General features: G+C 64.8%; 22 protein-coding genes. 6 read left to right on the top strand and 16 right to left on the bottom strand.

The features are described from left to right. Positions 1 to 7: 7 nt before the first annotated feature. On the bottom strand, positions 8 to 430 hold the full coding sequence (locus QYL91_RS04010; protein WP_302082091.1) for an HIT family protein: 423 nt from the start codon (positions 428 to 430) through the stop codon (positions 8 to 10). 126 nt (positions 431 to 556) lie between these two features. Between QYL91_RS04010 and QYL91_RS04005 the strand changes: the two genes are divergently transcribed. Beyond that, the gene (locus tag QYL91_RS04005; RefSeq protein ID WP_302082090.1) at positions 557 to 1,411 is read left to right on the top strand and encodes an SDR family NAD(P)-dependent oxidoreductase; all 855 of its coding nucleotides are present in this window, start codon (positions 557 to 559) and stop codon (positions 1,409 to 1,411) included. A gap of 50 nt (positions 1,412 to 1,461) precedes the next feature. On the opposite strand, the gene ilvA is transcribed toward QYL91_RS04005, so the two are convergent. The 13 genes from ilvA to QYL91_RS03940 form a co-directional block, all read right to left on the bottom strand. Then, positions 1,462 to 2,673, bottom strand: a complete 1,212-nt coding sequence (gene ilvA, locus QYL91_RS04000) for a threonine ammonia-lyase (protein WP_302082089.1) — start codon at positions 2,671 to 2,673, stop codon at positions 1,462 to 1,464. A 333-nt stretch (positions 2,674 to 3,006) separates the two neighbouring features. Next, positions 3,007 to 3,894 carry an ornithine carbamoyltransferase gene (gene argF, locus QYL91_RS03995; protein ID WP_302082088.1) on the bottom strand — a complete coding sequence of 296 codons (888 nt, stop codon included), beginning with the start codon at positions 3,892 to 3,894 and terminating at the stop codon, positions 3,007 to 3,009. Between the two features lie 2 nt (positions 3,895 to 3,896). Continuing rightward, on the bottom strand, positions 3,897 to 4,994 hold the full coding sequence (locus QYL91_RS03990; protein ID WP_302082087.1) for a [LysW]-lysine hydrolase: 1,098 nt from the start codon (positions 4,992 to 4,994) through the stop codon (positions 3,897 to 3,899). Positions 4,995 to 5,069: 75 nt separating this feature from the next. Then, positions 5,070 to 6,200 (bottom strand): aspartate aminotransferase family protein, encoded by a 1,131-nt coding sequence (locus tag QYL91_RS03985; RefSeq protein WP_302082086.1) that lies wholly within the window; start codon positions 6,198 to 6,200, stop codon positions 5,070 to 5,072. Continuing rightward, positions 6,197 to 7,084 carry an acetylglutamate/acetylaminoadipate kinase gene (locus QYL91_RS03980; protein WP_302082085.1) on the bottom strand — a complete coding sequence of 296 codons (888 nt, stop codon included), beginning with the start codon at positions 7,082 to 7,084 and terminating at the stop codon, positions 6,197 to 6,199. Before QYL91_RS03980 ends, QYL91_RS03985 begins: the two co-directional genes overlap by 4 nt. A gap of 19 nt (positions 7,085 to 7,103) precedes the next feature. After that, positions 7,104 to 8,141 carry an N-acetyl-gamma-glutamyl-phosphate reductase gene (gene argC, locus QYL91_RS03975; RefSeq protein ID WP_369685612.1) on the bottom strand — a complete coding sequence of 346 codons (1,038 nt, stop codon included), beginning with the start codon at positions 8,139 to 8,141 and terminating at the stop codon, positions 7,104 to 7,106. Next, on the bottom strand, positions 8,138 to 9,031 hold the full coding sequence (gene lysX / locus QYL91_RS03970; protein WP_369685611.1) for a lysine biosynthesis protein LysX: 894 nt from the start codon (positions 9,029 to 9,031) through the stop codon (positions 8,138 to 8,140). Before lysX ends, argC begins: the two co-directional genes overlap by 4 nt. A 183-nt stretch (positions 9,032 to 9,214) precedes the next feature. After that, the gene (lysW, locus tag QYL91_RS03965; protein ID WP_302082084.1) at positions 9,215 to 9,379 is read right to left on the bottom strand and encodes a lysine biosynthesis protein LysW; all 165 of its coding nucleotides are present in this window, start codon (positions 9,377 to 9,379) and stop codon (positions 9,215 to 9,217) included. 237 nt (positions 9,380 to 9,616) lie between these two features. Then, on the bottom strand, positions 9,617 to 11,077 hold the full coding sequence (gene argH, locus QYL91_RS03960) for an argininosuccinate lyase (protein WP_302082083.1): 1,461 nt from the start codon (positions 11,075 to 11,077) through the stop codon (positions 9,617 to 9,619). Between the two features lie 4 nt (positions 11,078 to 11,081). Next, positions 11,082 to 12,290, bottom strand: coding sequence for an argininosuccinate synthase (locus tag QYL91_RS03955; protein ID WP_302082082.1), 1,209 nt, complete (start codon positions 12,288 to 12,290; stop codon positions 11,082 to 11,084). Positions 12,291 to 12,605: 315 nt separating this feature from the next. Next, entirely contained in the window at positions 12,606 to 13,367 is a 762-nt protein-coding gene (locus QYL91_RS03950; RefSeq protein ID WP_302082081.1) for a DUF7345 domain-containing protein, read from the bottom strand. Between the two features lie 41 nt (positions 13,368 to 13,408). Next, positions 13,409 to 14,170: a hypothetical protein gene (locus tag QYL91_RS03945; protein WP_302082080.1), complete on the bottom strand. Its 762-nt coding sequence runs from the start codon at positions 14,168 to 14,170 to the stop codon at positions 13,409 to 13,411. A gap of 161 nt (positions 14,171 to 14,331) precedes the next feature. Next, positions 14,332 to 15,390 (bottom strand): DUF7345 domain-containing protein, encoded by a 1,059-nt coding sequence (locus QYL91_RS03940; RefSeq protein WP_302082079.1) that lies wholly within the window; start codon positions 15,388 to 15,390, stop codon positions 14,332 to 14,334. Positions 15,391 to 15,514: 124 nt separating this feature from the next. On the opposite strand from QYL91_RS03940, the gene QYL91_RS03935 reads away from it, so the two are divergent. From QYL91_RS03935 to QYL91_RS03920, 4 genes are read left to right on the top strand one after another with little or no spacing between them, the layout of a single operon-like run. Beyond that, a complete protein-coding gene (locus QYL91_RS03935; protein WP_302082078.1) occupies positions 15,515 to 15,700 on the top strand; it encodes a DUF7554 family protein in 186 nt (61 codons plus the stop codon). A gap of 37 nt (positions 15,701 to 15,737) precedes the next feature. Next, positions 15,738 to 16,247: a 2'-5' RNA ligase family protein gene (locus QYL91_RS03930; protein ID WP_302082077.1), complete on the top strand. Its 510-nt coding sequence runs from the start codon at positions 15,738 to 15,740 to the stop codon at positions 16,245 to 16,247. A 57-nt stretch (positions 16,248 to 16,304) separates the two neighbouring features. Next, positions 16,305 to 16,727 (top strand): PPC domain-containing DNA-binding protein, encoded by a 423-nt coding sequence (locus QYL91_RS03925; RefSeq protein ID WP_302082076.1) that lies wholly within the window; start codon positions 16,305 to 16,307, stop codon positions 16,725 to 16,727. Positions 16,728 to 16,749: 22 nt separating this feature from the next. Further along, the gene (locus tag QYL91_RS03920; protein ID WP_302082075.1) at positions 16,750 to 20,856 is read left to right on the top strand and encodes a DNA-directed DNA polymerase II large subunit; all 4,107 of its coding nucleotides are present in this window, start codon (positions 16,750 to 16,752) and stop codon (positions 20,854 to 20,856) included. 12 nt (positions 20,857 to 20,868) lie between these two features. On the opposite strand, the gene QYL91_RS03915 is transcribed toward QYL91_RS03920, so the two are convergent. Then, positions 20,869 to 21,249 carry a hypothetical protein gene (locus QYL91_RS03915; RefSeq protein WP_302082074.1) on the bottom strand — a complete coding sequence of 127 codons (381 nt, stop codon included), beginning with the start codon at positions 21,247 to 21,249 and terminating at the stop codon, positions 20,869 to 20,871. A 125-nt stretch (positions 21,250 to 21,374) separates the two neighbouring features. On the opposite strand from QYL91_RS03915, the gene QYL91_RS03910 reads away from it, so the two are divergent. Then, positions 21,375 to 22,556 (top strand): aspartate kinase, encoded by a 1,182-nt coding sequence (locus tag QYL91_RS03910; protein ID WP_302082073.1) that lies wholly within the window; start codon positions 21,375 to 21,377, stop codon positions 22,554 to 22,556. Here the strand turns inward: QYL91_RS03910 and QYL91_RS03905 are convergent, their stop codons facing one another. After that, positions 22,557 to 23,216, bottom strand: a complete 660-nt coding sequence (locus tag QYL91_RS03905; RefSeq protein ID WP_302082072.1) for a metallophosphoesterase family protein — start codon at positions 23,214 to 23,216, stop codon at positions 22,557 to 22,559. Positions 23,217 to 23,262: the final 46 nt, after the last annotated feature.

Below are 23,262 nucleotides of genomic sequence, written 5' to 3'. Positions count from 1 at the left end.
GTGGCTCCTATTGTGCGTCCCGAATCGCCTCGGCAATCTCGCCCATCTCCTCATCCGGAACATCAGCGCCGGTAAACAGCGAGTGAATCGGCTTGCCGCCGTCTTCGGCAAAGCGGGGGACGATGTGGCAGTGGACGTGTGGCACTTCCTGCCCGGCGTCCTCGCCGTTGTTGAACGCGACTGTCGACGCGGGGGCGTCGACCGCGTCCTCGACGGCCGGCGTAATCTCGTTGACCAACTCGAAGACGTCGCCGGCAGTCTCGGCCGGCATGTCGCCGACGCGCTCGTGGTGGGCTTTGGGGATGACCAGCGTGTGGCCGCGTGCGAGCGGGTTCACGTCGAGAAAGGCGTACGCGGTCTCGGTCTCTGCGACTGTGTTGCTCGGAATCTCGCCGTTGATAATCTGACAGAAGATGCAGTCCTCGCTCATACTCGTGGGGTCGCCCGCCGTCGCTATCAAGCTTTGGCTGCCGCAGTGAACCGCCCGACTGGGCCGCGATGGTTCACGTATTGCGGTGTACCTTTTTGGGGTTGACAGCAGAACGGATATGCGACCATGGTATCTGGTGCCACTGAACCGCCGGAAGTGACTGTCGAGGAGATTCAGACGGTCGACGACGACCATTTCAACGAGGACGCTGTCGCTATCGTCACCGGTGGGGGGTCCGGCATCGGACGCGCGACGACAATCGCACTCGCACACAACGGTCTGACCGTCGTCGCGACGGACGTCGACGAGGAGGGACTCGCCGAAACCGTCGAGAAGGCTCGAGCGTGTGACGCTGCCGAGAACGTCGAGACGGTGACTGCCGACCTCGTCAACGAGGACGACATCGCAAGCATGGTCGAGGCCGCCGCGGAACTGGGCGATCTGCGCTACGTCGCCAACATCGCGGGACTCCAGCACATCTCGCCTATCGAGGAGTTCCCGACAGCGAAATTCGACGAGTTACTCGACGTGATGCTCCGTGGCCCGTTCCTCGTCACCAAACACGCCATTCCTCATATCCGTGCCACCGACGACGGCGTCGGCGCTATCGGCAACATGGCCTCGATTCACAGCCACATCGCCACCCAGGACAAGGTCGCGTACATGTCCGCGAAGTTCGGTCTGCGCGGGCTCACGCAGTCTATCGCTGCCGAAGGCGAGGGCACGCTTCGCTCCTTTAGCGTCTCGACGGGCTACGTGAAGACACCGCTCGTCACGAATCAGATTCCCGACACCGCCGAGGAGCGAGGCATCAGCGAGCAGGAGGTCGTCGAAGACGTCATGCTCGGCGAGTCCCGCGTCAAGGAGATGATGGCACCAATCGACGTGGCCAACCTGTTTACCTTCGGCTTCTCCAAGCGTGCCCGCCATCTCAACGGCGGGGACCTCACCTTCGAGGGCGGCCACCTCTACACATACTGACCGACGGCTGGGCGACTTGGGACGCGAACGACTCTCGCCGTCTGGTAACGCTAGACCAGTACGTCCACTTCGTACCCTGCCGCTTCGAGGGCGGCAACGAGTTCGTCGACGTGGTCCGGGCCGCGTGTCTCGACGTCGAGTTCCACCTCGGCGTCGTTCATCGCCACGTCCCGGGAGGTCCGGTCGTGCTGGATGGCGTAGATATTCGCTCCCGTTTCGGAGATGATACTGACCAGTTCCTCCAGCGCGCCGGGCCGGTCCTCCAGAATCGTCCGGAAGCGCAGATAGCGTCCGGTCTCGGCCAGGCCACGGACGATGACCGTCGTCAGCGTGTTCATGTCGATGTTGCCGCCACACAGCGCCGGGACGATGGTCTCGTCGTCGTCGTAGTCGAACGTCTCGAACATGAGCGCGGCCAGCGGGACTGCACCCGCGCCCTCGACCAGCGTTTTGCCGCGTTCTAACAGCGTCGTCAACGCGACGGCAATCTCGTCGTCGGAGACGGTCACCACCTCATCGACGCGCTCCTGAATCACCTCGAACGTTTTCTCGCCGACAGTCCTGGTTGCGATGCCGTCCGCGATGGTGTCGACGGCGTCCAGTTCGATACGTTCGCCTTTCTTCAGGGACCGGGCGACGCTCGATGCGCCCTCTGCCTGGACGCCGATGACGCGCACGTCGGGGTCTTTGCCTTTCAGCGCCGTCGCGACGCCGCTGATGAGCCCGCCGCCGCCGATGGGGACGACCACTGTCTCGACGCTTGGCAGGTCTTCGATAATCTCTAAGCCGATGGTCCCCTGGCCTGCCATCACCATCTCGTCGTCGAACGCGTGCAGGTAGTAGCGGTCCTCTTCGGCTTCGAGTTCGTGGGCGTACTCGGCGGCAGCGGCGTAGTCGACTCCCTCCAGTACGACCTCGGCGCCGTAGCTCCGGGTCGCCTTCACCTTCGAGATGGGGGCGTTCTCGGGCATCACCACCTTCGCGTCGACGCCCATTCGCGTGGCCGCGAGCGCGACGCCTTGCGCGTGGTTGCCGGCGCTCGCGGTGATGACGCCAGCCGCTCGCTCGGCCTCCGGAAGCGTCGCGATACGGTTGGTCGCGCCGCGAATCTTGAACGCGCCAGTGCGCTGGAACGTCTCCAGTTTCAGGTGGACGTCCGTGCCGGTCATCGCCGAAATCGTGTGTGAGTAGTCAAGCGGCGTGTGCCGGGCGGTCTCTGCGACCCGGTCCCGGGCCGCCAGTACGGCCGACAAATCGAGCATAGTCGGTACTACCCCAGCGCGATGCATAAACGTCGGGAGATAGCCCGAAAGACGGCACGCTCACCGCCAAAACATAGAGCGTGTGACGTGCAGTCGCGACTGCACCCGAATCGATGGAGTCTGGTAACTTAAACCCTCGGGAGAAATCATCGATACAGAACCGCAATATGGAAGCCGAATGTTGCGCCCGTCAGACGGGTGGCACACGACCGTCTCACTACTTAAAGGAGGAACCGTCTGAGATGCCGACGTGCGCGCGCTTCGGGTCTCGCAGTGCTCGCTAACTACTCGCGCAAAAACTTGGGGAAAAAGCGCCTCACTCCGTTCGGCGTGCTACTGCTCGCTCAACCAGACGAGCAATCCTTTCTGGGCGTGCAACCGGTTCTCCGCCTGGTCCCAGACGATGGCGGTGTCACTTTCGAGGACGTCGTCGGTTACCTCTTCGCCGCGGTGGGCGGGCAGGCAGTGCATCACGGCCCGGTCGCCGACACGGTCGGTAGTGAGCTGGAACCCCTCGAAATCCGCCAGTTTCTGCTCGCGTTTGTCCTCTTGGCCCATGCTGACCCACACGTCCGTGTACACGACGTCGGCGTCGGCGATGGCCTCCTCGGGGTCGGTCGTCGTCTCGGGTGCGCTCCCGAGTTCGTCGGCCCGCGCCAGCACGTCGTCGTCGATTCCGTACCCCTCGGGTGTCGCGACGGTAAGGTCGAGTCCGACCATTGCCGCACCGAGGACGAAAGACTGGGCGACGTTGTTGCCGTCGCCGACCCACGCGACGGAGGTGTCGAAGCCAAAGCGTTCGCGAATCGTCAGCAAGTCCGCGAGCGTCTGGCAGGGGTGGGCGTCGTCAGTGAGCCCGTTGACCACCGGCACCGTCGCGTACTCGGCGAGGTCGACGATGTCTTGATGGTCGAACACCCGCGCCATGATGAAATCGACGTACCGAGAGACGGCACGAGCGGTGTCCTTGATCGGCTCGCCGTGGCCGAGATGGATGTCGTCCGGGCCGAGAAAGATGGCGTGGCCGCCAAGCTGTGTCATTCCCGTCTCGAAGGAGACCCGCGTCCGCGTCGAGGGTTTCTCGAAAATCATGCCCAGCGTCTGGTCTGCCAGTGGCTGGGCGGCCGTCCCGTCTTCCTGGGCGGCCTTGATGTCGGCCGCCCGGTCCAGGACGGCGTGCAGTTCGTCAGTCGTGAGGTCGTCGACGTCAACGAAATCCATAGTTAGCAGAGCCGCTCCGTGGCGGTTTCAAGGACCGCCACTGCCTTATCGTATTCGTCCAAAACGAGGTGTTCGTTGGGTGCGTGGTCTAAGTCCGAATCGCCGGGGCCGTAGGTAATCATCGGACAGTCCCAGTGCTGTGCGAAGACGTTCATGTCGCTCGTGCCGGTCTTCCGGAGCAGTCGCGGGTCGCCGCCTTCCTTGCGAATCGCCCCGCGGAACGCTCGTGCGACTTCGTTGCGCGGACTCATCATCACCGGCTCGACCCGGTCGTCCCAGTTGACCCGGTCGGCCACGTCGAGATAGCCGTCCGTAATCTCGATGACCTCTTCGGTGGTCATCGACGGCGGCACGCGCAGTTGCACGTCCATCGTCGCCTCGACGGAGAGGCCATCGACCGAGAGGCCGCCGTCGATGTCGATTGGCTTTGGCGTCACGCGCTCGAAGACCGGCTGCCACTCGTCGTGGGCGAACTCGTCTTCGACGGTGGCCCACCACTGGATGGCGTCCTGAATCGCGTTGTTCTCCGGGCGGGAGGTGTGCCCCGACTCGCTGGTCGCGACGTACGTCCCGGCGACGAGCCCCCGGTAGCCCAGCGTGATGCCGTCCCAGCCGGAGGGTTCGCCGTTGATGACGGCGTCGGGTTCGCCCTCGCGGTCCTCGACGACGAACCGACTCCCGCGGGAGTCGACTTCTTCGCCGACCACGCCGAGGAAACTCGCCCCGGTCCGGACTGCGGCGACGGCCATCGACGCCAGCGGTCCCTTCGCGTCGACGCTGCCCCGACCCCAGAGGACGTCACGGTCGCCACCGGCGTCAACGGGACCGTTCCCGCCCCAGTGGGCGTCCTCGTCGGGCATCCGTTCGACCCGAACCGGAATGTCGCCGGGGACGGTGTCGATGTGTGAGGTCAGCAGGACGCTGTCGTCGGCGGGCGCTCGCAGATTGCCCATCTCGTCTATCCACACCTCACGGTCGTGTGTCTCGAAAAATGTCTTCAGTTGCTCGGCACAGGCCCGCTCGTTGCCGGTCACCGACGGAATGGCGACGAGTTTCTCGATGAGTTCGCGGGCTTCGCTGCGCTGGGTCGTCCCGCTCATGTGCTCACCTCCAGCCACGACAGCGCGCTCGCGGGCCGTTCCCGCTTGCGATTCCGAGTCGCGTGGCAACTTGCCTCACTCATTGATGACCTCCACCAGCGCGTCGACCACGCTGTCGGCGTGCTCTTTCGTAATCGTCAGCGGCGGGAGCAGACGCACCACAGTCCGGCCGGCTGGCAGCGCCAGCAGCTGGTGGTTCAACGCCAGTTCTTTCAGGATACGGTTCGCGCCGCGCTTGACCTCGATGCCGACCATGAGCCCCTCGCCACGGACTTCGCGTGCGCCGTCGCCGAGTTCCGATTCGAGTTGCCCACGAAGGTACTGGCCGACATCGGCGGCGTGGGCGGGAATCTCCTCGTCGACGATGGTCGATACGGTGGCCTCGGCGGCCGCTGAGATGACAGGACCGCCGGAGAACGTCGAGGCGTGGGAGCCGTAGTTGTCGGCAATCCAGTCCCGACACAGCGTCGCGCCGATTGGCAGGCCGTTGCCCAGCCCTTTCGCGGACGTAATCATGTCGGGGACGACACCGGAGTCTTCTGCGGCCCACAGCGACCCCGTCCGTCCCATGCCGGTCTGGACTTCGTCGAAGATGAGCGCTGCGCCGGCGTCCTCGGTCACCTCGCGGGTGCGCTGGAGGAACTGGTCGCTGGCGGGATTGATGCCGCCCTCGCCCTGGACGGGCTCGACGATGACCGCCGCCGTCTCGTCGTCGACGGCTTCGGCCATCGTTTCTGGGTCGTCGTAGGGAACGAACTCGACGTCGCCGATGAGTGGCTCGTAGGGTTTCTTGTACTTGTCCTTCCAGGTGGTCGCCAGCGACCCCATCGTCCGACCGTGAAAGCCCTGCATCGTGGCGACGATCTTCGAGTTGCCCGTCGCCGAGCGGGCGAACTTCAGGGCCGCTTCGTTGGCCTCCGTGCCGGAGTTACAGAGCCACACCTTCCCGATGGGGTCGGGTGCGGTCTCGGCCAGCCGCTCGTACAGTGCCGTCCGAGCGGCGTTGGGGTAGGACGCCTGCACGTAGGTCAACTTCGAGAGTTGCTCGCTGACGGCCGACTGCACGGCGTCGTGGTCGTGGCCCAGCGGGACGCAGGCGTAGCTTGCGCCCATGTCCAGATACTCGGTACCGCTGTCGTCGTAGAGGAAGGAACCGTCCCCCTCCTCGATTTGGATGGGTTTCTCCGAGAAGACGAATCCGCTCACTGTTCGTCACCTCCTTCTGCGAGTGCGCTGGGATAGACGTGCGTCCCGTCTCCCTCCAGCGCGGTGGCAATCGGTCGCTCTAAGTTGGCGTCGGCGACGACGACTTCGTTCGCGCCCGCTTCCAGTGCTTCCTTGATTGCCATGACTTTCCGACTCATGAATCCCTCTGCGGCCGCCTCCAGTCGCTCCCAGTCCTCGGGCGTCTCGACCTCCCGAATCAGCGTCTCGCGGTCGTCGGGGTCTTCGAGGATGCCGGGGACGTCCGTCAACAGTACGAGCGTCCCGTCGAGTTCGCCTGCGATGGCGGCAGCCGACCGGTCGGCGTCCGTGTTGACCGGAGTCACGTCTCCGTCGTCAGCGCCGGCCATCGGCGGACTCACGACGGGCGTATAGCCATCAGAGAGCAACGATTCGAGCAGGTCGCCGTTGACCTCCTTGAGACTGCCCGAGTGGTCGCCGCGGCGAATCTTCTTTTTCCCGTCTTCGACGACGCGGACGGCCGATTTCCGGGGGCCGTGGAGGAGCTTTCCGTCCACGCCCGAGAGGCCGACGGCGTCGACGCCCTCGCTCTGGAGACTTGCGACCATCTCCGTGTTGAGGAGGCCGGGCATCACCATCTCGAAGACGTCCATCGTCTCCTCGTCGGTGAATCGGCCGACGACGCCGCTCGGCGTCTCGACGTACTCCGGGCCGATGCCGAGTCGTTCGAGCGTGTCGTCGACGGCTGTCGAGCCACCGTGGGTGACGACCACGTCGTATGGCCCAGCGCCACCCTCTGGGGCAGCCTGCTGGTCCGGGTCACCCGTGACGAGCGATGCAACGTCGGCGATGGCACTTTCGGGGTCGACCGCGCGAGCGCCACCGATTTTGATAACTACTGTCATGAAAACACTCACCTCGTGACTACGGCGCACCGACGGGGTGCAGTCCCTGGAACTCGAGTCCGGCCGTCTCCTCGATGCCCAGCGCGACGTTTGCGGCGTGGACCGCCTGGCCCGCCGAGCCTTTCATCATGTTGTCGATGGCCGAGAACACGACCAGCCGCTTGTTGCTGGCGTCGAGTTCGAACCCGACCTCCGCCCTGTTCGTGCCGGCGACGGCCTTGGGTTCGGGGTAGCGGTAGACGCCACCGCCGCCCGCGACCAGTTCCACGAACGGCTCCTCTTCGTAAGCGCCGCGATAGGCTCCCCAGAGGTCCCCCTTCGAGACGGGTTCGCCGGGGAAGACGTGACAGGTTGCGCTCGCGCCGCGAGTCATGTCGACGGCGTGGACGGTAAAGGACACGTCCAGTCCGAGGAACTGCTCGATTTCGGCCTCGTGGCGGTGCCCGGTCGGCGCGTAGGGGCGAACGACACCCGAGCGCTCGGGATGAGAGGAGGCCTCGCCGCCACCAGCGCCGCCCTCGCTGGAGCCGACCTTCACGTCGATGACGATTTGCTCGTCACCACTGAGGATACCCTCCTCGACGAGCGGGAGCAGCCCCATGATGGTTGCCGTGGCGTTACAGCCGCCGGAGGCGATGAGGTCAGCACCGGGTAGCTCGTCGCGTGTGAGTTCAGGGAGCGCGTAGACGGCGTCGTCGAGCAGGTCGGGCTGTTCGTGGCCGTCGTACCACTCCTCGTACTGAGCTTCGGTGTTCAGACGGAAATCCGCCGAGAGGTCGACGACCGTGTCGGCGGCGTCCTGGAAGGCGTCGATACGCTCCATCGAGACGCCGTGGGGAGTTGCCGCAAAGAGGACGTCGACCGATTCGAGGTCTTCGGGATGGGAGAAGCGAACGTCGGTGTGGCGGAGATTCGGGTGTGCGTGCCCGATAGTCTTGTTTTCCTTCGACCGACTGGTGGCCTGAACGAGTTCAAACTCGGGGTGGCCATCCAGCAGGCGGAGCAGTTCCCCGCCGGTAAAGCCGCTGGCACCGACGACACTCGCGGAATAGGTCATGTCGATACCTCTGTATCCGTCTCGGATTCGACTTTCGTTTCGAGCCAGTCGACCACGCGTGCAGGTACGTCAACGTCAGTCACGCCATCGAGCGCTTTGAACTCGACGTTGTGGTTGACTTCGTGGACGGTGTAGCCCGTCGGATTGCCGTCTTCGTCCACACCGGTCTCCATCAAGTCGACGCCGAGCAGGCCACCGCCGACGGCGTCGCTGGCCTCTTTGACCAGTCGGCGCGCTTCGTCGTCGAGTTCGAACTCGGCGGTGTCGGCACCTTTCGCGGCGTTGGTCAGCCAGTGGTCCGAGGAACGGACCATCGCGGCGACCGGTTCGCCGTCCGTGGCCAGCACGCGAATGTCGCGGCCGGGCTTCTCGACGAACTCCTGGATGTAGAACACCTTGTGCTCGTAGTGGCCCAGCACTTCCTTGTGTTCGAGGACGGCCTCGGCCGCCGAGTCGCTCTCGAGTTTCGCCATCAGGCGGCCCCACGAACCGATGACCGGCTTGATGACGCAGGGGTAGCCAAAGTCCTCGATAATCTCCATGGCGGCGTCTTTGGTGAACGCGACTTCGGTCGTCGGCGTCGGGACACCGGCCGCTTCGAGCGCGAGGCTGTTTTTCACTTTGTCCGCACAGACTTCGGCGACTTCGGCGCCGTTGACGACCGGAACGTCGTACGTGTCGGCAAACTCCGTCGTGTAGAGACTCCGGGAGGTCGCCAGACAGCGGTCGACCAGAACGTCGACACCGTCGAAGGCTTCGGGCGGCTCAGAGAGGCCAAACCGCTGTTTGCGAACGTCTATCTTTGCAACGTCGTGGTCGCGCTCGCGCAACTCCGAGAGCAAGAGCTTCTCGTCTTTGCGGATGCGCGAGTAGAGGATTCCGACTTTCATGTGTGTCTCCAGGGAGTTGGCCGGTCGTACCCGGCCGGTGTCTCGCGGTGTACGTTCCAGCGACGAACACGCTGGCCGCTACTCGTGTGCACCGCTCGACCGTGACGAGACCCGCGCTGCCTCGGAACGCTCGGCACCGCCGTGGCCAGTGGCTGCCCACGACGCTCGCGGGTCGCGTACACCTCACTCACCCCAGTCTTCTTCGAGTTCGGGTGCCGTATCGAGTTCGACGGGGTCGTCGTCGATGACTTCGAGCTCGGCACCGCAGGTCGAACAGTCGACAATCTCTCCGACTTCGAGGTCGTCGTGCAGGGTCACGTCGCCCCCGCACTCGGGACAGTCTGCCATTGTACCTGTGAGTGAACCGTCTATCGACTTAAAGCCTTCGAACCTGTCAGAAGAACTTGGTGACGCACACACAACTCTAAGCGTGTGTAGTGGGTATTTTCGAGATGTACCGAATCTTATATTCAGAGTTCTGGTATGTTTTCCCCGGACGGGGATCGTCGTCGGACTCGGCTGGGTCGCAGGCGGCGACTGTCAGTGCTCGCACTCAGTGGTGCCTGCTCGCCATGTGTCAGCCCGTCAGACATAGGTGTCCACCTCCGACTGGAGTGTCGCTGCTGCGTCGTCGACGGCCGAGTGGCGCTCGTCGACGGCGTCGCGGTCCGTGGCCAGCGTCTCCCTGGCACGGTCGAGATGCTGGCCAACGGCGTCGGGTGCCGGCCCGCCCCGCGAGTCGCGCATCGCGACGCTCTCGCTCGGGTCGAGTGCGTTCTCGATTTCCGCCTTCGGGACGTGGGCAGTCAGCGACTCCCCGAGGACCGCTTCGCTCGCGGCGTCAAGTTCCGCGAATCCGGGGTCGTCGCTTTGCTCCGCCGCGCTCGCGACCAGTTCGTGGGCGGTCCGGAAGGGGACACCCGACTGGGCGAGCAGGTCGGCGACGCCCGTCGCCGTCGCAAATCCTTCACCGGCGGCCATCGCGAGTTCGTCGGCCGGCCAGTCCGCGGTCGATACCGCACCGACGGCGACTTCGACGCTCTCGCTCACGGAGTCGATGGCGTCCCAGGCGTGTCGACCGGCACGTTGCAGGTCGCGGTTGTACGCCCGCGGCAGTCCCTTCAGCGTCGTCAGCAGTCCCTCCAGTCCCGCGGTCGCGTCGCCGGTCCGGCCCCGGACCAGTTCCAGCGTGTCCGGGTTCTTCTTCTGGGGCATAATCGAGGACGTGGAAGCGTAGTCGTCGTCGAGTTCGACGAAGCCGCGGTTGGCGAAGACGACCATATCCTCCGCAAGTCCCGACAGTGTCGTCGCAAGCGTCGCCGTCGCCGCGGTGGTCTCGACGAGGAAATCCCGCGCGGCCGCGGCGTCCATCGAGTTCTCGACGAGACTCTCGAAGCCAAGCAGTTCGGCGGTGCGCTCGCGGTCGACGTCGAACGGCGTCCCTGCGAAGGCGGCGCCGCCGAGTGGCGACTGGTTGATGCGCCCGTAGGCATCGAGCAGCCGGGCCGTGTCGCGGGCGAGCGCCTGCTCGTAGGAGCAAATCCAGTGTGCGACCGTCGTCGGCTGAGCCGGCTGGAGGTGGGTGTAGCCGGGCATCACTGTCTCGGTGTGCTCGGCAGCCACCGCGAGCAACTGCTCGCGAGCCTCGACCACTGTCTCCAGCAGCGCCAGCACGTCGGCACGGAGGCGGTAGCGGATACACGCGGCCACTTCGTCGTTGCGCGAGCGGGCGGTGTGCATCCGGCCGCCCTCCGGGCCGACGCGCTCGATAACTGCCGTCTCGATTGCCTCGTGGACGTCCTCGCCGTCGGGCAGGCCGCCGTGACCCGCTTCTTCGATGTCGTCGAGCGCACGGAGTATCGCGCTCGCGTCCTCGTCGTCGACGATGTCCTGCTCGGCCAGCATCACGACGTGGGCGCGGTCGACAGCGAGGTCAGCCTCGAAGATGCGCTCGTCGTCGGCAAGCGAGGAGAGAAACTCGCGGGCGGGGCCGCCGCTGAAGCGGTCGCGGCGAACCACGGCGTCGTCGGTGCTCTCCTCACTCATCGGATTAGTCCTCCTGGCGCGCGTTCTCCATGGCCCGCTTGGCCAGGCGCGACTGGAAGCCGTGGTACTTGGCGACGCCGGTGGCGTCCTGCTGGGTGATGCCGCCCTGGACGTCCTCCTCGTCGAAGGACGCGGCCGATTCGGAGTAGACGGCGTACTCGCTCTCGCGGGCGACGGGGCGGCAGTGGCCACCCTCCAGTTTCACCGTGACGGAGCCGTTCACGCGCTCGTTGGTGTTGTCGATGAAGCCCTCCAGTGCGTCGACGAATGGTGCGTCGACGAGTCCCTGATACCCCTTCTGGGCCCACTGCTGGTCGATTTGCTGTTTGAACTGGCGCTCTTCCTGGGTGAGCACGAGCTGTTCGAGTGCCTCGTGAGCGGTCAGCAGAACAGTGGCGGCGGGGTGCTCGTAGTTCTCGCGGACTTTCAGCCCGAGCATGCGGTCTTCCATCATGTCCGTGCGGCCGACGCCGTGGGCACCGGCCTGCTCGTTGAGTTGTTCGACCAGCGAGACGGGGTCGATAGCCTCGCCGTCGAGGGCGACCGGAACGCCGTCCTCGAACTCGATGTCGACGAGTTCGGCGTCCTTGCCGCTTGGATTCTGTGTCCAGTCGTAGATGTCGTCCTCGGGAATCGTCGCGGGGTCTTCGAGTTCGGAGCCCTCGATGGAGCGACTCCAGAGGTTGGTGTCGATGCTGTAGCGACCTTCGCTCCCGCCCTCGACGGGCAGGTCGCGCTCGGCGGCGTACTCCATCTCCCACTCGCGGGTCAGGCCGAGTTCGCGGACGGGCGCGATGACCTCGAGGTCCGAGTCGCGCCAGACGGCCTCGAACCGGAGCTGGTCGTTGCCCTTGCCGGTACAGCCGTGAGCGACGGCATCACAGTCCTCTTCGATGGCGACTTCCAGGATTGCCTTGGCGATGACCGGGCGTGCGAGCGCGGTCCCCAGTGGGTAGCCCTGGTAGGTGGCGTTTGCCTTCACCGAGCGCAGACAGAGGTCGGCGAACTCCTCGCGGGCGTCGACGACGTGGTTGTCGACGCCGAGCGCGTCGGCGGTCTCTTCGGCTTCGACGAACTCTTTTTCGGGTTGCCCGACGTCGACGGTGACGCCGATGACCTCGTCGTAGCCGTACTCCTCTTCGAGCAGCGGAACGCAAACTGTCGTGTCGAGCCCACCGGAGAAGGCGAGCGCGACGCGGTTTTGTTCTGGCATGTGTTGTGAGTGTGCCGGGTGGTTAATATCCGTCCCGAAACCCAGCGGTGGACGGTGACTGAAATTCAATCAAAACAGGGGGAGAGATAGTGTCGGGCCTAACGGCCCGGTCGTCGTCGGGACCCACGGCTGGAGTTGCGAGAATCGGTGGTGTGAGTCCCGGTCATGTACGAACATCTACCCGGAGTACCGTACAAATATCTTCCGAGACCTCTCCGGTGTGTGGGCTGGTGGCGTGGGTCAGTTCCGGCGAGTTCACTCCGTCACTCCGTTCAGTCGTTCTCTCGCCGACCTTCGCAAACTCAGGGGTGTTGCTCAGTGCCGTCGGCCCACCGCGAGGAGTCCCGCAATCGCCGCGACGACTGCAACGACGCCGAAGCCGGGACCGGAATCCCCTGCCGAGTCGTCGGTCGTCGCGTCACTGCCGGGTTCCGTTTCGTCTCCAGTGGCGGTTTCCGCCGGGGCGGTCGTCACGAGTTCGAACCCATTCAGGTCTGTTCCGTCAGTCCAGGTGAGATGTCCCGCTGTCTGCTGGTCCGGCGAGGGCGTCACCGACGAGACGGTGTACTCGTCGGGAACGATGACGTGGAACGCCCGCTCGGTCGTAAAGCCACTCGCGAACGGTTCCGTCAGGGTCAACTGGTCGCCGTCGACGGCTGTCAGCCCGTCCCACTCGACCGCCGCGGTCACGATGCCGGTGTCGCCGTCGGTCCGGAACTCGAGCGTCGCGTCGGCGACCGACATCTCCCGTCCGGTCGCGTTCTCTGTGGTGGCCGCGACGCTTCGCAACCGGGATTCGAAGCGGTCGCGGAAGTCACTCCGGGCGTCCGTCGAGTTTTGGAGCTCCTCGAACGCCGCCTTCCGGTCGGCATCCGAGAGGTCGTAGGTGTAGCTCACCGTCACCGTTGCGGCGCCGTCGCTCTGTAGGTCGACGACGAACGCGGGCGGCTCCGCGGCGCCGTCGTGTGTCTGTTGTGTACCTGTTGGTGCTGTCGCGGCTGCCCCGCCCGTCGCGGAGACGAGTAAGAGTGCGACGAATCCAAGCGCTATCCCGCTCTGTCTGAATCGGTCTCTCATATCTGTGTGCTCAGAAGTGTACTGAGTAAGCGTTGTGGCCGTTAGCGACCCGACCGCGCCGACTGCGTTTCTCGCCCGTCAGTGGGCTGCTCGCTGTCGTCGGTCGTCTCTTCGTCAGGCGCCTCCTCGTCGGTCATGTTTCCGTCGCCCATCCGGTCACCGTCAGCGGGGCGCTCCGGCAGTGCACCGGGGCCGCGGTCGGCCGGCGGGCCGCCGACGTTCGGGCCGGCGATTCCTCGGGCGATTTCGGCCACTTCGGGACCGGTGAGGTTGTTCGCGCGGTCCTGGAGCGTCTGGATGGCGGTCACGTTGATGCCCTTCGACTCGAGCAGGTCAGCCGGCAGGCCCTGCGAGACGGTCTCGCTCTGGTTGGCCAGGCGCTTTGCCGTCTGGGTCTCTGCTGCGAGGCGACTCATCTCCGCACGGTAGCGGCCGTCGCTGATGTTCCCGTCTTCGCGGGCCTCGGTGAGAGTCGCCTTGCGTTCGGCGAGTTCGTTCAGGCGCTGCTTGATGTCGTCGAGCTGGCTCTTGACGACATCGGCCTTGCTGTCGTTGCCGGCAGCCTTGGCGACCTTGATACCGTAGGCGCGCTCGTCGACTTCACCGTCTATCTCCGCTTCCTGGACGCCGACGACGCCGGCGAGTTGCTCGCCGGGAGCGGTGGCGTTGGCTTCGCTCGTGTTTTCGCTCGTCTCGTTTGTCTGTGCTGGCACGTCGCTCGTCGCTGCCATCCCTGCGATGGGGACCGCCGCAACGGCTGCGACGAGGAGTGCAGCCAGGACGAGGGTACTTCGTTGTCTCATTACACTCTCTTCTTGGGCGCCAGATTGTATATAAATAGACGGCGCTAATGCCGATTCTCGCCCAGTTAACGACGATTAAGCCGGATTAAAAACCGCTCGTGTCTGCCGGTTCTCCAGACCGAACGAAAAACAACCTCCCGAACGGTCGGTGCTTTTATGTACTACGCTTCGTCGCCGCTGTCTGATTCGAGGTCCACGTCCGGGAGCGTCAGGACGTTCTCGCGTCCCAGGCGGAACGATTCGAGCTCGTCGTCGTCGCGGAGGCCGCTGACGACCTGGCTGGTCTTGGCCGCTGTCCAGTCCAGTTCCGCCGCGACCTGCTTCTGTTTTATCCGCCCGCCGTTCTCTTCGAGCAGGCGAAGCACCTGCTCTTCGTTGCTCAGCAGGTCCATCGGTGGACTGTCGTCAGTTGCAGTGTCACCGGCAGCGGCCGCCGAACCCGCGTCGCCTGCATCGGAGGAGTCTGTCCCGTCGGCTGTCGCCATATCGTCGTCGCGGCGGCTGTACAGCCAGACGGCGCCGCCGAGGACGAGTGCGGCGATGGCGAGCAATGCGACGAGCGGGAGGTCACCGCCGCTCTCGCCGTCCGATGCCGGTCCGTTTGAGCCGTCGTCCGGCGGAATCGGCGTCTCACCCTGCGGGACGACGACCACGCGCGGCTGGCCGGCGTCGAAATCACGTTCGCCCTGCCAGACGACGCTGTTCTCGCCGGCCGTCGTCGCGGCGGGCGTCACGGAGTCGCTGACGTAGCCGCTGGGCCACTGTATCTCCAGTGTGGTCTGGGCGTCGAGGTAGAACTGGTCGATTGCATCGCCCGCGCGGATGGTGTTGTCGTCGACGGCGGCGAAGTTAGCCCACGAAAACTCGTAGACGAGCAGGCCGTAGTTGGGCTGGGTCCGCGTCTCGACGGACATGTTCTGAATCGCCATCTCCCGGCCGGTCGTGTTCTCGGCGGTGGCTGCAATCCGCTCCATCCGCTGGCCAAAGCGGTCGGTGTACGGCGTCGAGTCGTTCTGGATGTCCTGCCGGAGTTCGTCGAACGCCTGGGTGTCGTTCTCGTCGTCGAGACGGATGCGGTAGACCACTTCCCACTGGGCGTCGCCGTCTTCCTGCAGGGCCACGTTCAGCCGCGTCGAGTCGGTATCGACGCTCACCTGTTCGGTTCCCGGCTGGCCGAAGGCACCGGCGGTTCCCGCAGTCACCAACAGTACGGCGACCATGGTTACGACAGCGCGACCGACACTCTTCGACATTCCTGTCGTGCGGATTTGCGCTACTCACTCAAACCGTTTGTTGCCGCGGCCGGGCCAGAAGGGCTTTGAGGTGAGAAGCCGACTCGTCCCTATGCGCGCTGACATCGACGTCGATACCCTCCTCAAAGTCGTTCTCGTGCTCGCCGTGGTCTGGCTCATCCTCGAAGTGCTCGGCGAGCTCCTGGGGGCGCTCGCGTGGCTCCTCGCGCCGCTTCCGAAACTGTTCGGCCTCGCCCTCATCGTCCTCATCGTGTTGTACCTGTTCGACCGCATCTAACGACGCGCTTTTTGCGGCTTCTCTCTTCGGTCTCTCTGTGTACAGTCTGAACGTTCCGCCACCCAGCGAAGTCACCGCGCTGGCGCAGTCACTGGCTCGCGACCTGCCGATGGCTCGCGCTCGTGCGCGCGGTGAGCACACCTTGGTGGCCAAGCGACTGCGCGTCGACGACCGGACGGATTTCCATCCCGCCGCCGCTCGCGTCCGTGATGCACTCGCCGGGACGCCGACGTTCGAAGTCAAAACCGACGGTATCGGCTACTTCTCCGAGGACCCGGTCGGTCCCTCGCCGGTGGTGTATCTCGCTATCGAGAGCCCGGAACTGTACCGGCTGCATCGCCGGCTGTGCGAAATCATCGACCCCGTCGAGAACTTCGAGGGCGACGACTACACGCCCCACGTCACCATCGCGCGGGGCGGTGACATCGACGCCGCGGAACGGCTGGTCGAGCGCGGTGTCGACCCGGTGACGTGGACGGTGACGGAACTGCAGTTCTGGGACGCCAAACGCTCGCTTGCGGCCGGGACGGTGTCGCTCCCGGCCTGACCTCTGTGACCGTTCGGACAGACACGCTTTTGGGCTGGCCGCCCGTGCCCATCTAATATGGATTATCAGGAAGTCGAGGGCGCTCGCGAGTTCGTCGCTCGCCTCGAACACGGCAGGGACTGGCGCGGCCAGATAGAGGACTTCGCCGAGTCGGAGGACATCGACGCCGCCTTCTTCTTCGGTCTCGGTGCGGTGCAGGACGCCGTCCTCAGTTTCTACGACCAGGACGACCAGGAGTACCGCGACATCGAGTTCACCGAACCGCTGGAAGTGGTGCCCGCCGTCGGGAACATCTCGTGGCTGGACGGCGAGCGCTTCGCGCACACGCACGTGACCCTCTCGCGAGACGACGGGAGTGTCGTCGCCGGCCACCTCGACAGCGCCACCACCTTCGCCGGCGAACTGTACGTCCGGGAGTTCGACGCGGAACTCGTCCGCGAACACGACGACGTGACCGACCTGGACCTCTGGCCGCTGTGAGGATGGAACGGGCGAACCGACGATGAGGCCGGACGACGAGCGGTACTTCGAGCGTCTCGAATCGGAACTCGACGACGCCTTCGACGTGGCAAACGCCGCTCGCAAGCGCGGCGGCGACCCCGCGACCGAAGTGGAGATACCGGTCGCCAGGGACATGGCCGACCGCGTCGAGAACATCCTCGGTATCGACGGCGTCGCCGAACGCGTCCGCGAACTCGAAGGGCAGATGAGCCGCGAGGAGGCGGCGCTGGAACTCGTCGAGGACTTCGTCGAGGGCACTGTCGGCGATTACGACACCCGCGCGGGCAAAGTCGAGGGCGCGGTCCGGACAGCCGTTGCCCTGCTCACCGAGGGTGTCGTCGCGGCACCCATCGAGGGCATCGACCGCGTCGAACTGCTCGAAAACGACGACGGCACGGAGTTTATCAACGTCTACTACGCCGGTCCGATTCGCTCTGCCGGTGGGACCGCACAGGCGCTGTCCGTGCTCGTCGCCGACTACGCTCGGACACTGCTGGACATCGACGAGTACAAACCCAGAGACGACGAGGTCGGCCGCTACGCCGAGGAAATTGCACTCTACGACTCCGAGACCGGGCTCCAGTACTCGCCCAAGGAAAAGGAGACGGAGTTTATCGCCAAACACATGCCCATCATGCTCGACGGCGAGGCCACCGGCGACGAGGAGGTCTCCGGGTTCCGTGACCTCGACCGCGTCGACACGAACTCCTCTCGGGGTGGGATGTGTCTCGTCCTCGCGGAGGGCATCGCGCTGAAAGCACCGAAGATTCAGCGCTACACCGGCTCGCTGGAGGACGTCGAGTGGCCGTGGCTCCAGGACCTCATCGACGGCAACTACAAAGCCGACGGTGACGGCGACGACGCAGACGAAGACGACGCCGACGCTGCCGAGGAGAGCGACGACGGCGACGCTGCCGATACCGAGGAGGCCGACGAGGAGACGGGACCGCCACGAGTCGACCCCTCCACGAAGTTCCTCCGGGACCTCATCGCCGGTCGCCCGGTCTTCTCTCACCCGAGCGAATCGGGTGGCTTTCGCCTGCGTTACGGCCGCGCACGCAATCACGGGTTCGCGACTGCGGGGGTCCACCCCGCGGCGATGCACCTCGTCGACGACTTCCTCGCGACGGGAACACAGATAAAGACTGAACGACCTGGCAAGGCCGCCGGCGTCGTCCCTGTCGACACCATCGAAGGGCCGACAGTCCGGATGGCAAACGGCGACGTGCGCCGCATCGACGACGCCGAGGAAGCGCTCGAACTCCGCAACGGCGTCGAGAAGATTATCGACCTCGGCGAGTACCTGGTCAACTACGGCGAGTTCGTCGAGAACAACCACCCGCTCGCGCCCGCCTCCTACACCGTCGAGTGGTGGACCCAGGAGTTCGAGGACGCGGGCGGTCCCGTCCAGGCGATGCGTGATTCGACGGACGTCGACCTCGCTGACCCCACGCCCGGCGAAGCAATCGAGTGGGCGACCGACTACGACGCACCGATTCACCCGACGTACACCTACCTCTGGCACGACGTGAGCGTCGACGACGTGTTGGCACTCGCCGATGCGCTCGACGAGGCCGAAATCGCTGCCGGCGACGGCGCACTCGCCGGCCAGGCCAGCGACGCCAGCGGCGACCTCGTCCTCCCGCGGACCGAAACTGTGACGACGGTACTGGAGCGACTGCTCGTCACGCACACCCAGGACGAGGAGACACTCCACGTTCCCGACTGGCGGCCGCTCGTCCGCACGCTCGGTTTCTCGTCGGAGTTGGACCGTTCGTGGTCCGAGGCCGACCTCTCCGAGCACGCACGCACCTACGACGAGGGCCAGAACGCAATCGAGGCCGTCAACGAGATTTCGCCCTTTACCGTTCGCGAGCGCGCTCCCACCCGCATCGGCAACCGGATGGGCCGTCCGGAGAAATCCGAAGAACGGGAACTCTCTCCGGCAGTCCACACGCTCTTCCCCATCGGCGAGGCCGGCGGCAGTCAGCGCTCGGTCGGCGACGCCGCACAGCACGGCGATACCGTCGAAGGCACGAAAGGGGATGTAGAGGTCGAAGTGAGCCGGCGGGACTGCACCGACTGTGGCACGCGGACCTTCCGAGTGCGGTGTCCCGACTGTGGCGGCACGACCGAGGCCGTCTACGTCTGTCGGGACTGTGACCGCGAAGTCGAACCCGACGAGTCCGGCCGCGCGGAGTGTCCCAACTGCGAGACGCTGGCCTCGCCCACGCAGTACGAGACCATCGACATCAACACCGAGTTTCGTGAGTCGCTGGCGAACGTCGGCGAGCGCCCGGCGGCCTTTGACAAACTGAAAGCCGTCAAGGGGCTCTCCTCCGAGGAGAAGATACCCGAACCGATGGAGAAGGGAATTCTCCGGGCGAAACACGACGTCTCGGCGTTCAAAGACGGCACCGTCCGCTACGACATGACTGACCTTCCCGTCACGTCGGTCCGACCGGAGGAACTGGACGTCACAGTCGACCACTTCCGGGAACTGGGCTACGAGGAGGACATCAACGGCGACCCCCTGCGGTTCGACGACCAGTTGGTCGAACTCAAGGTTCAGGACATCGTCCTCTCCGATGGCGCGGCCGAGCACATGCTCCAGACCGCCGATTTCGTCGACGACCTCCTCACGCAGTACTACGGGTTGGACCCGTACTACGAACTGGAGGAGCGCGACGACCTCGTGGGCGAACTCGTCTTCGGGATGGCTCCCCACACCAGCGCGGCAGTTGTCGGGAGGGTGATAGGATTCACGAGCGCCGCTGTCGGATATGCTCATCCGTACTTTCACGCCTCGAAACGGCGGAACTGTTTCCACCCCGATACTGAGATACGGTACGAAGACGACGCCGATACACAACAGACGTGTAGTATCGAATCGTTCGTCGAACGACGACTGGATGACCCGCGTGAGGACGACTTTGGAGTTCTGATTGAGAAACTCGACGGGAACGTCCGTGTACCATCACTGAACGACGACGGGCAGCAGGTGTTGGAACCAGTGGAGGCGGTTTCGAAACACCCGGCTCCCGACCATCTAGTCCGTATTGAGACCGAAGACGGTAGTTCGATTACCGTGACTCCTGACCACTCGATGCTCCGCTGGGAAGACGAACCCGTGTCGGTACCGGCTAGCGATATCGACACAGGTGACAGAATTCCCACTGCAGGTGTGGATTCGGCTCGTACGGGTGGTGGTGCCTCGGTAGTGGCCGACGGTGGCGGCCCCGAAGTTCAAGTAGTAGAACGCGTCGAATACGTCCCAAGCGATGTCGAGTACACGTACTGTCTCACAGTCGCAGAAACGAACAGACTCGTCGCGAATGGCTACCATGTCGCCCAATGCGACGGTGACGAAGATTGCGTGATGCTCCTTCTCGATGGGCTCCTCAACTTCAGCAAGAAGTTCCTCCCCAACCAGCGCGGCGGCCAAATGGACGCACCCCTGGTCATGTCCTCGCGCATCGACCCCTCCGAAATCGACGACGAGGCACACAACATGGACATCATGCGCGAGTACCCGCTGGAGTTCTACGAGGCCACCCGCGAGATGGCAGACCCCGGCGATGTTGAGGACGTGATGACCATCGCAGAAGAGAATCTGGGGACCAACCGGGAGTACACCGGCTTCGACCACACCCACGACACGACCAACATCGCGGCGGGACCGGCGCTGTCGGCCTACAAGACGCTGGGGTCGATGCAGGAGAAGATGGACGCCCAGCTACTCATCTCGCGGAAACTCCGGGCGGTCAACGAGACGGACGTGGCCGAGCGCATCATCGAGTACCACTTCCTGCCGGACCTGCTGGGGAATCTCAAGGCCTTCTCCAGTCAAGAAGTGCGGTGTCTGGGCTGTGGGGAGAAGTTCAGGCGCGCGCCGCTGACGGGCGACTGTCCGGAGTGTGGCGGCGACATCACGCTGACGGTCCACGAGGGGTCGGTCAACAAGTACATGGACACCGCGCTGCGCGTCGCCGAGGAGTTCGGCGCGCGGACCTACACCAAACAGCGCCTGAAGATTCTGGAAAAGCGCATCGAGCGCGTGTTCGAGAACGACAAGAACAAACAGAGCGGCATCGCCGATTTCATGTGAGTTTGCCGGTGGTCACTCCAGGCGGAACCGGGTGGTCGGATCACCCTCGAAGCGCGGGCCGGGACCGGCGTCTTCGAAGCCGGCCTCGTGTGCCGCGTCGTGGACCGCGGATTCGTCGTCCGGGGCCAGCAACTCGGCGGCCATCCCTTCCGCGTCGGCGAAACTGAGTGGCTCCTCGAGCAACCGGTCGAAACAGTCTCTGTCCCCTTCCAGTTGTGTGACGTGGACAGTCTGTTCGCGGGCGTCGTAGCTGACGAACCCGACGATTTCGTCGTCGCGTTCGGCGACACGGACCGTCCGGTCGTGGACGAGGTTTCGCATCACGTCACGCGGGGCCTCTGTCAGCGCCGCGAGTCGACCGGCGTCGGCCTCGACGGCATCCCGTACCTCCATGCTTCCGGGTTTGGGCGGCACGCCAATTAAACCACAGGCCGGCGGGACACCAGATGAACACAGTTATCCACAGCGACGACAAACCCCGGGCTAATGAGTTGCGTCCACACACGACGGGTGAATGTATGCGAATCGTAGCCAAGTTTGGCGGAACGAGCGTCGCCAACGGCGACCGTATCAATCGTGCCGCAGACTCCATTGCAGCGGCCGTCGAGGCCGGTCACGAGGTCGCCGTCGTCGTCTCGGCGATGGGCGGGACGACCGACCATCTGCTCGACCAGATGAAATTCGAGGCCAACGAGGCAGACCGCGCGGAAATCGTCTCGATGGGTGAACGGACCTCCGTCCGGATGCTCAAGGGAGCGCTCGAAGCCCGCGACATCGACGCCGAGTTCCTCGAACCGGGACGTCCCGAGTGGCCGATCATCACCGACGAGTACGGCGAAGTCGACGTCGAAGAGACCACTCGCCGGTCCCAGGAGTGTGCCGAGGAGATGGCCGGTGGGATGGTTCCGGTCATCACCGGCTTCCTCGCACAGGACCACGAGGGCACCATCACGACGCTCGGCCGTGGCGGCAGCGACACCACGGCCGTCATGCTGGGCAACTACATGGACGCCGACGAAGTCGTCATCGTTACCGACGTCGAGGGCGTCATGACCGGCGACCCGAACGTCGTCGAAGGTGCACGCAACGTCGGCGAGATTACCGTCGACGAACTCCGCAATCTCTCCTTCCGTGGCGCAGAAGTCGTCGCCCCCTCTGCGCTCCGGTACAAGAGCGGTGATCTCTCTGTCAGAGTCGTTCACTACCAGCACGGTGACCTCTTGACCGGCGGCACCTCCATCGAGGGGGAGTTCGAGAACCTCATCTCGCTCCACGAGCGCGAACTGGTCTGTCTGACCGCTGCCGGCCGTGCAATCCGGAACCAGCCCGGGATTCTCTCACAGCTCTCTGGGGCACTCGCCGACGCGGACATCAACGTCGAGACCGTCTCCAGTGGGATGGACTCCATCTCCTTTTACGTCGACAACAAACACGCCGCCGAGGCCGAGACGCTCCTGCACGAGGAAGTCGTCGCCGACGAGACGCTTTCCAGTGTCACCGAGGAAGAGGGCATCGCGGCCATCCGCGTCACCGGCGGCGAACTCCAGAGCCAGGAGGCCGCAGTCAAGGATATCCTCGACCCGCTGGCCGACCAGCACATCTATCTCCACGACGTCATCACAAGCGCCACTTCCGTCTCCATGTTCGTGCCGTGGGAGAAACGGGAGGAGGCGCTCGACCTGATTCAGGACGTCGTCTGACTACCGACCGCGACGCAATCGCGTCCCGATTTCTGCCGGCAATCCCGCCTCGCTGACGGCGTCGACGACCCGGTCGATGTCGTACTGTGTGCGGTGTGTTTCGACTGTCATCTCCGCCAGGTCAAGCACCGCGTAGGCCGCTCGCGGGTCACCGTCGCGTGGCTGGCCGACGCTGCCGGGGTTGACGACGATTCCCTCATCGAAGACCGCGCTGTGCTGGAGGTGGGTGTGCCCGAGGACGAGCACGTCCTCGTCACCGAGCAGCCCCGGGGCGAAATCTTCGGGGAACGTGTACCGGTCGGGGTCGTCGGGATGGCCGTGGACGAGTTTCACCCGCTCGTCACAGACGAGACGCTCGTCGGGGAGGGTGCGGAGCCACTCTATCTGTGACTGGCCGAGCGTCTCCCGGGCGTGGCGGACGCCGGCGCCCGCCTGACTGTTGAAGCTGAAGGTGTCACCGCCGGCGACCGCGCGGTCGTGGTTGCCCATCACCGTCGGCACCGACCGCTCGCGGACTACCTCGAGACACTCGGCGTGCCAGGGGTTGTAGCCGACCACGTCGCCGGCACACACGAGGGTATCGACAGAGGGCATGTCTTCGAGGACGGCATCGAGTGCGACCTTGTTGCCGTGGATGTCAGAGATGAGGCCGACGCGCATGGGAAATATGACTGCCGGGAGGGTCTTAACTTCGTGGCCGCTCGCC

The organism is Salinibaculum rarum, from assembly GCF_030505615.1.
In the GTDB taxonomy this organism is placed as follows: Archaea; Halobacteriota; Halobacteria; order Halobacteriales; family Haloarculaceae; genus Salinibaculum; species Salinibaculum rarum.
This window is presented reverse-complemented; position numbering and strand designations above follow the sequence as displayed.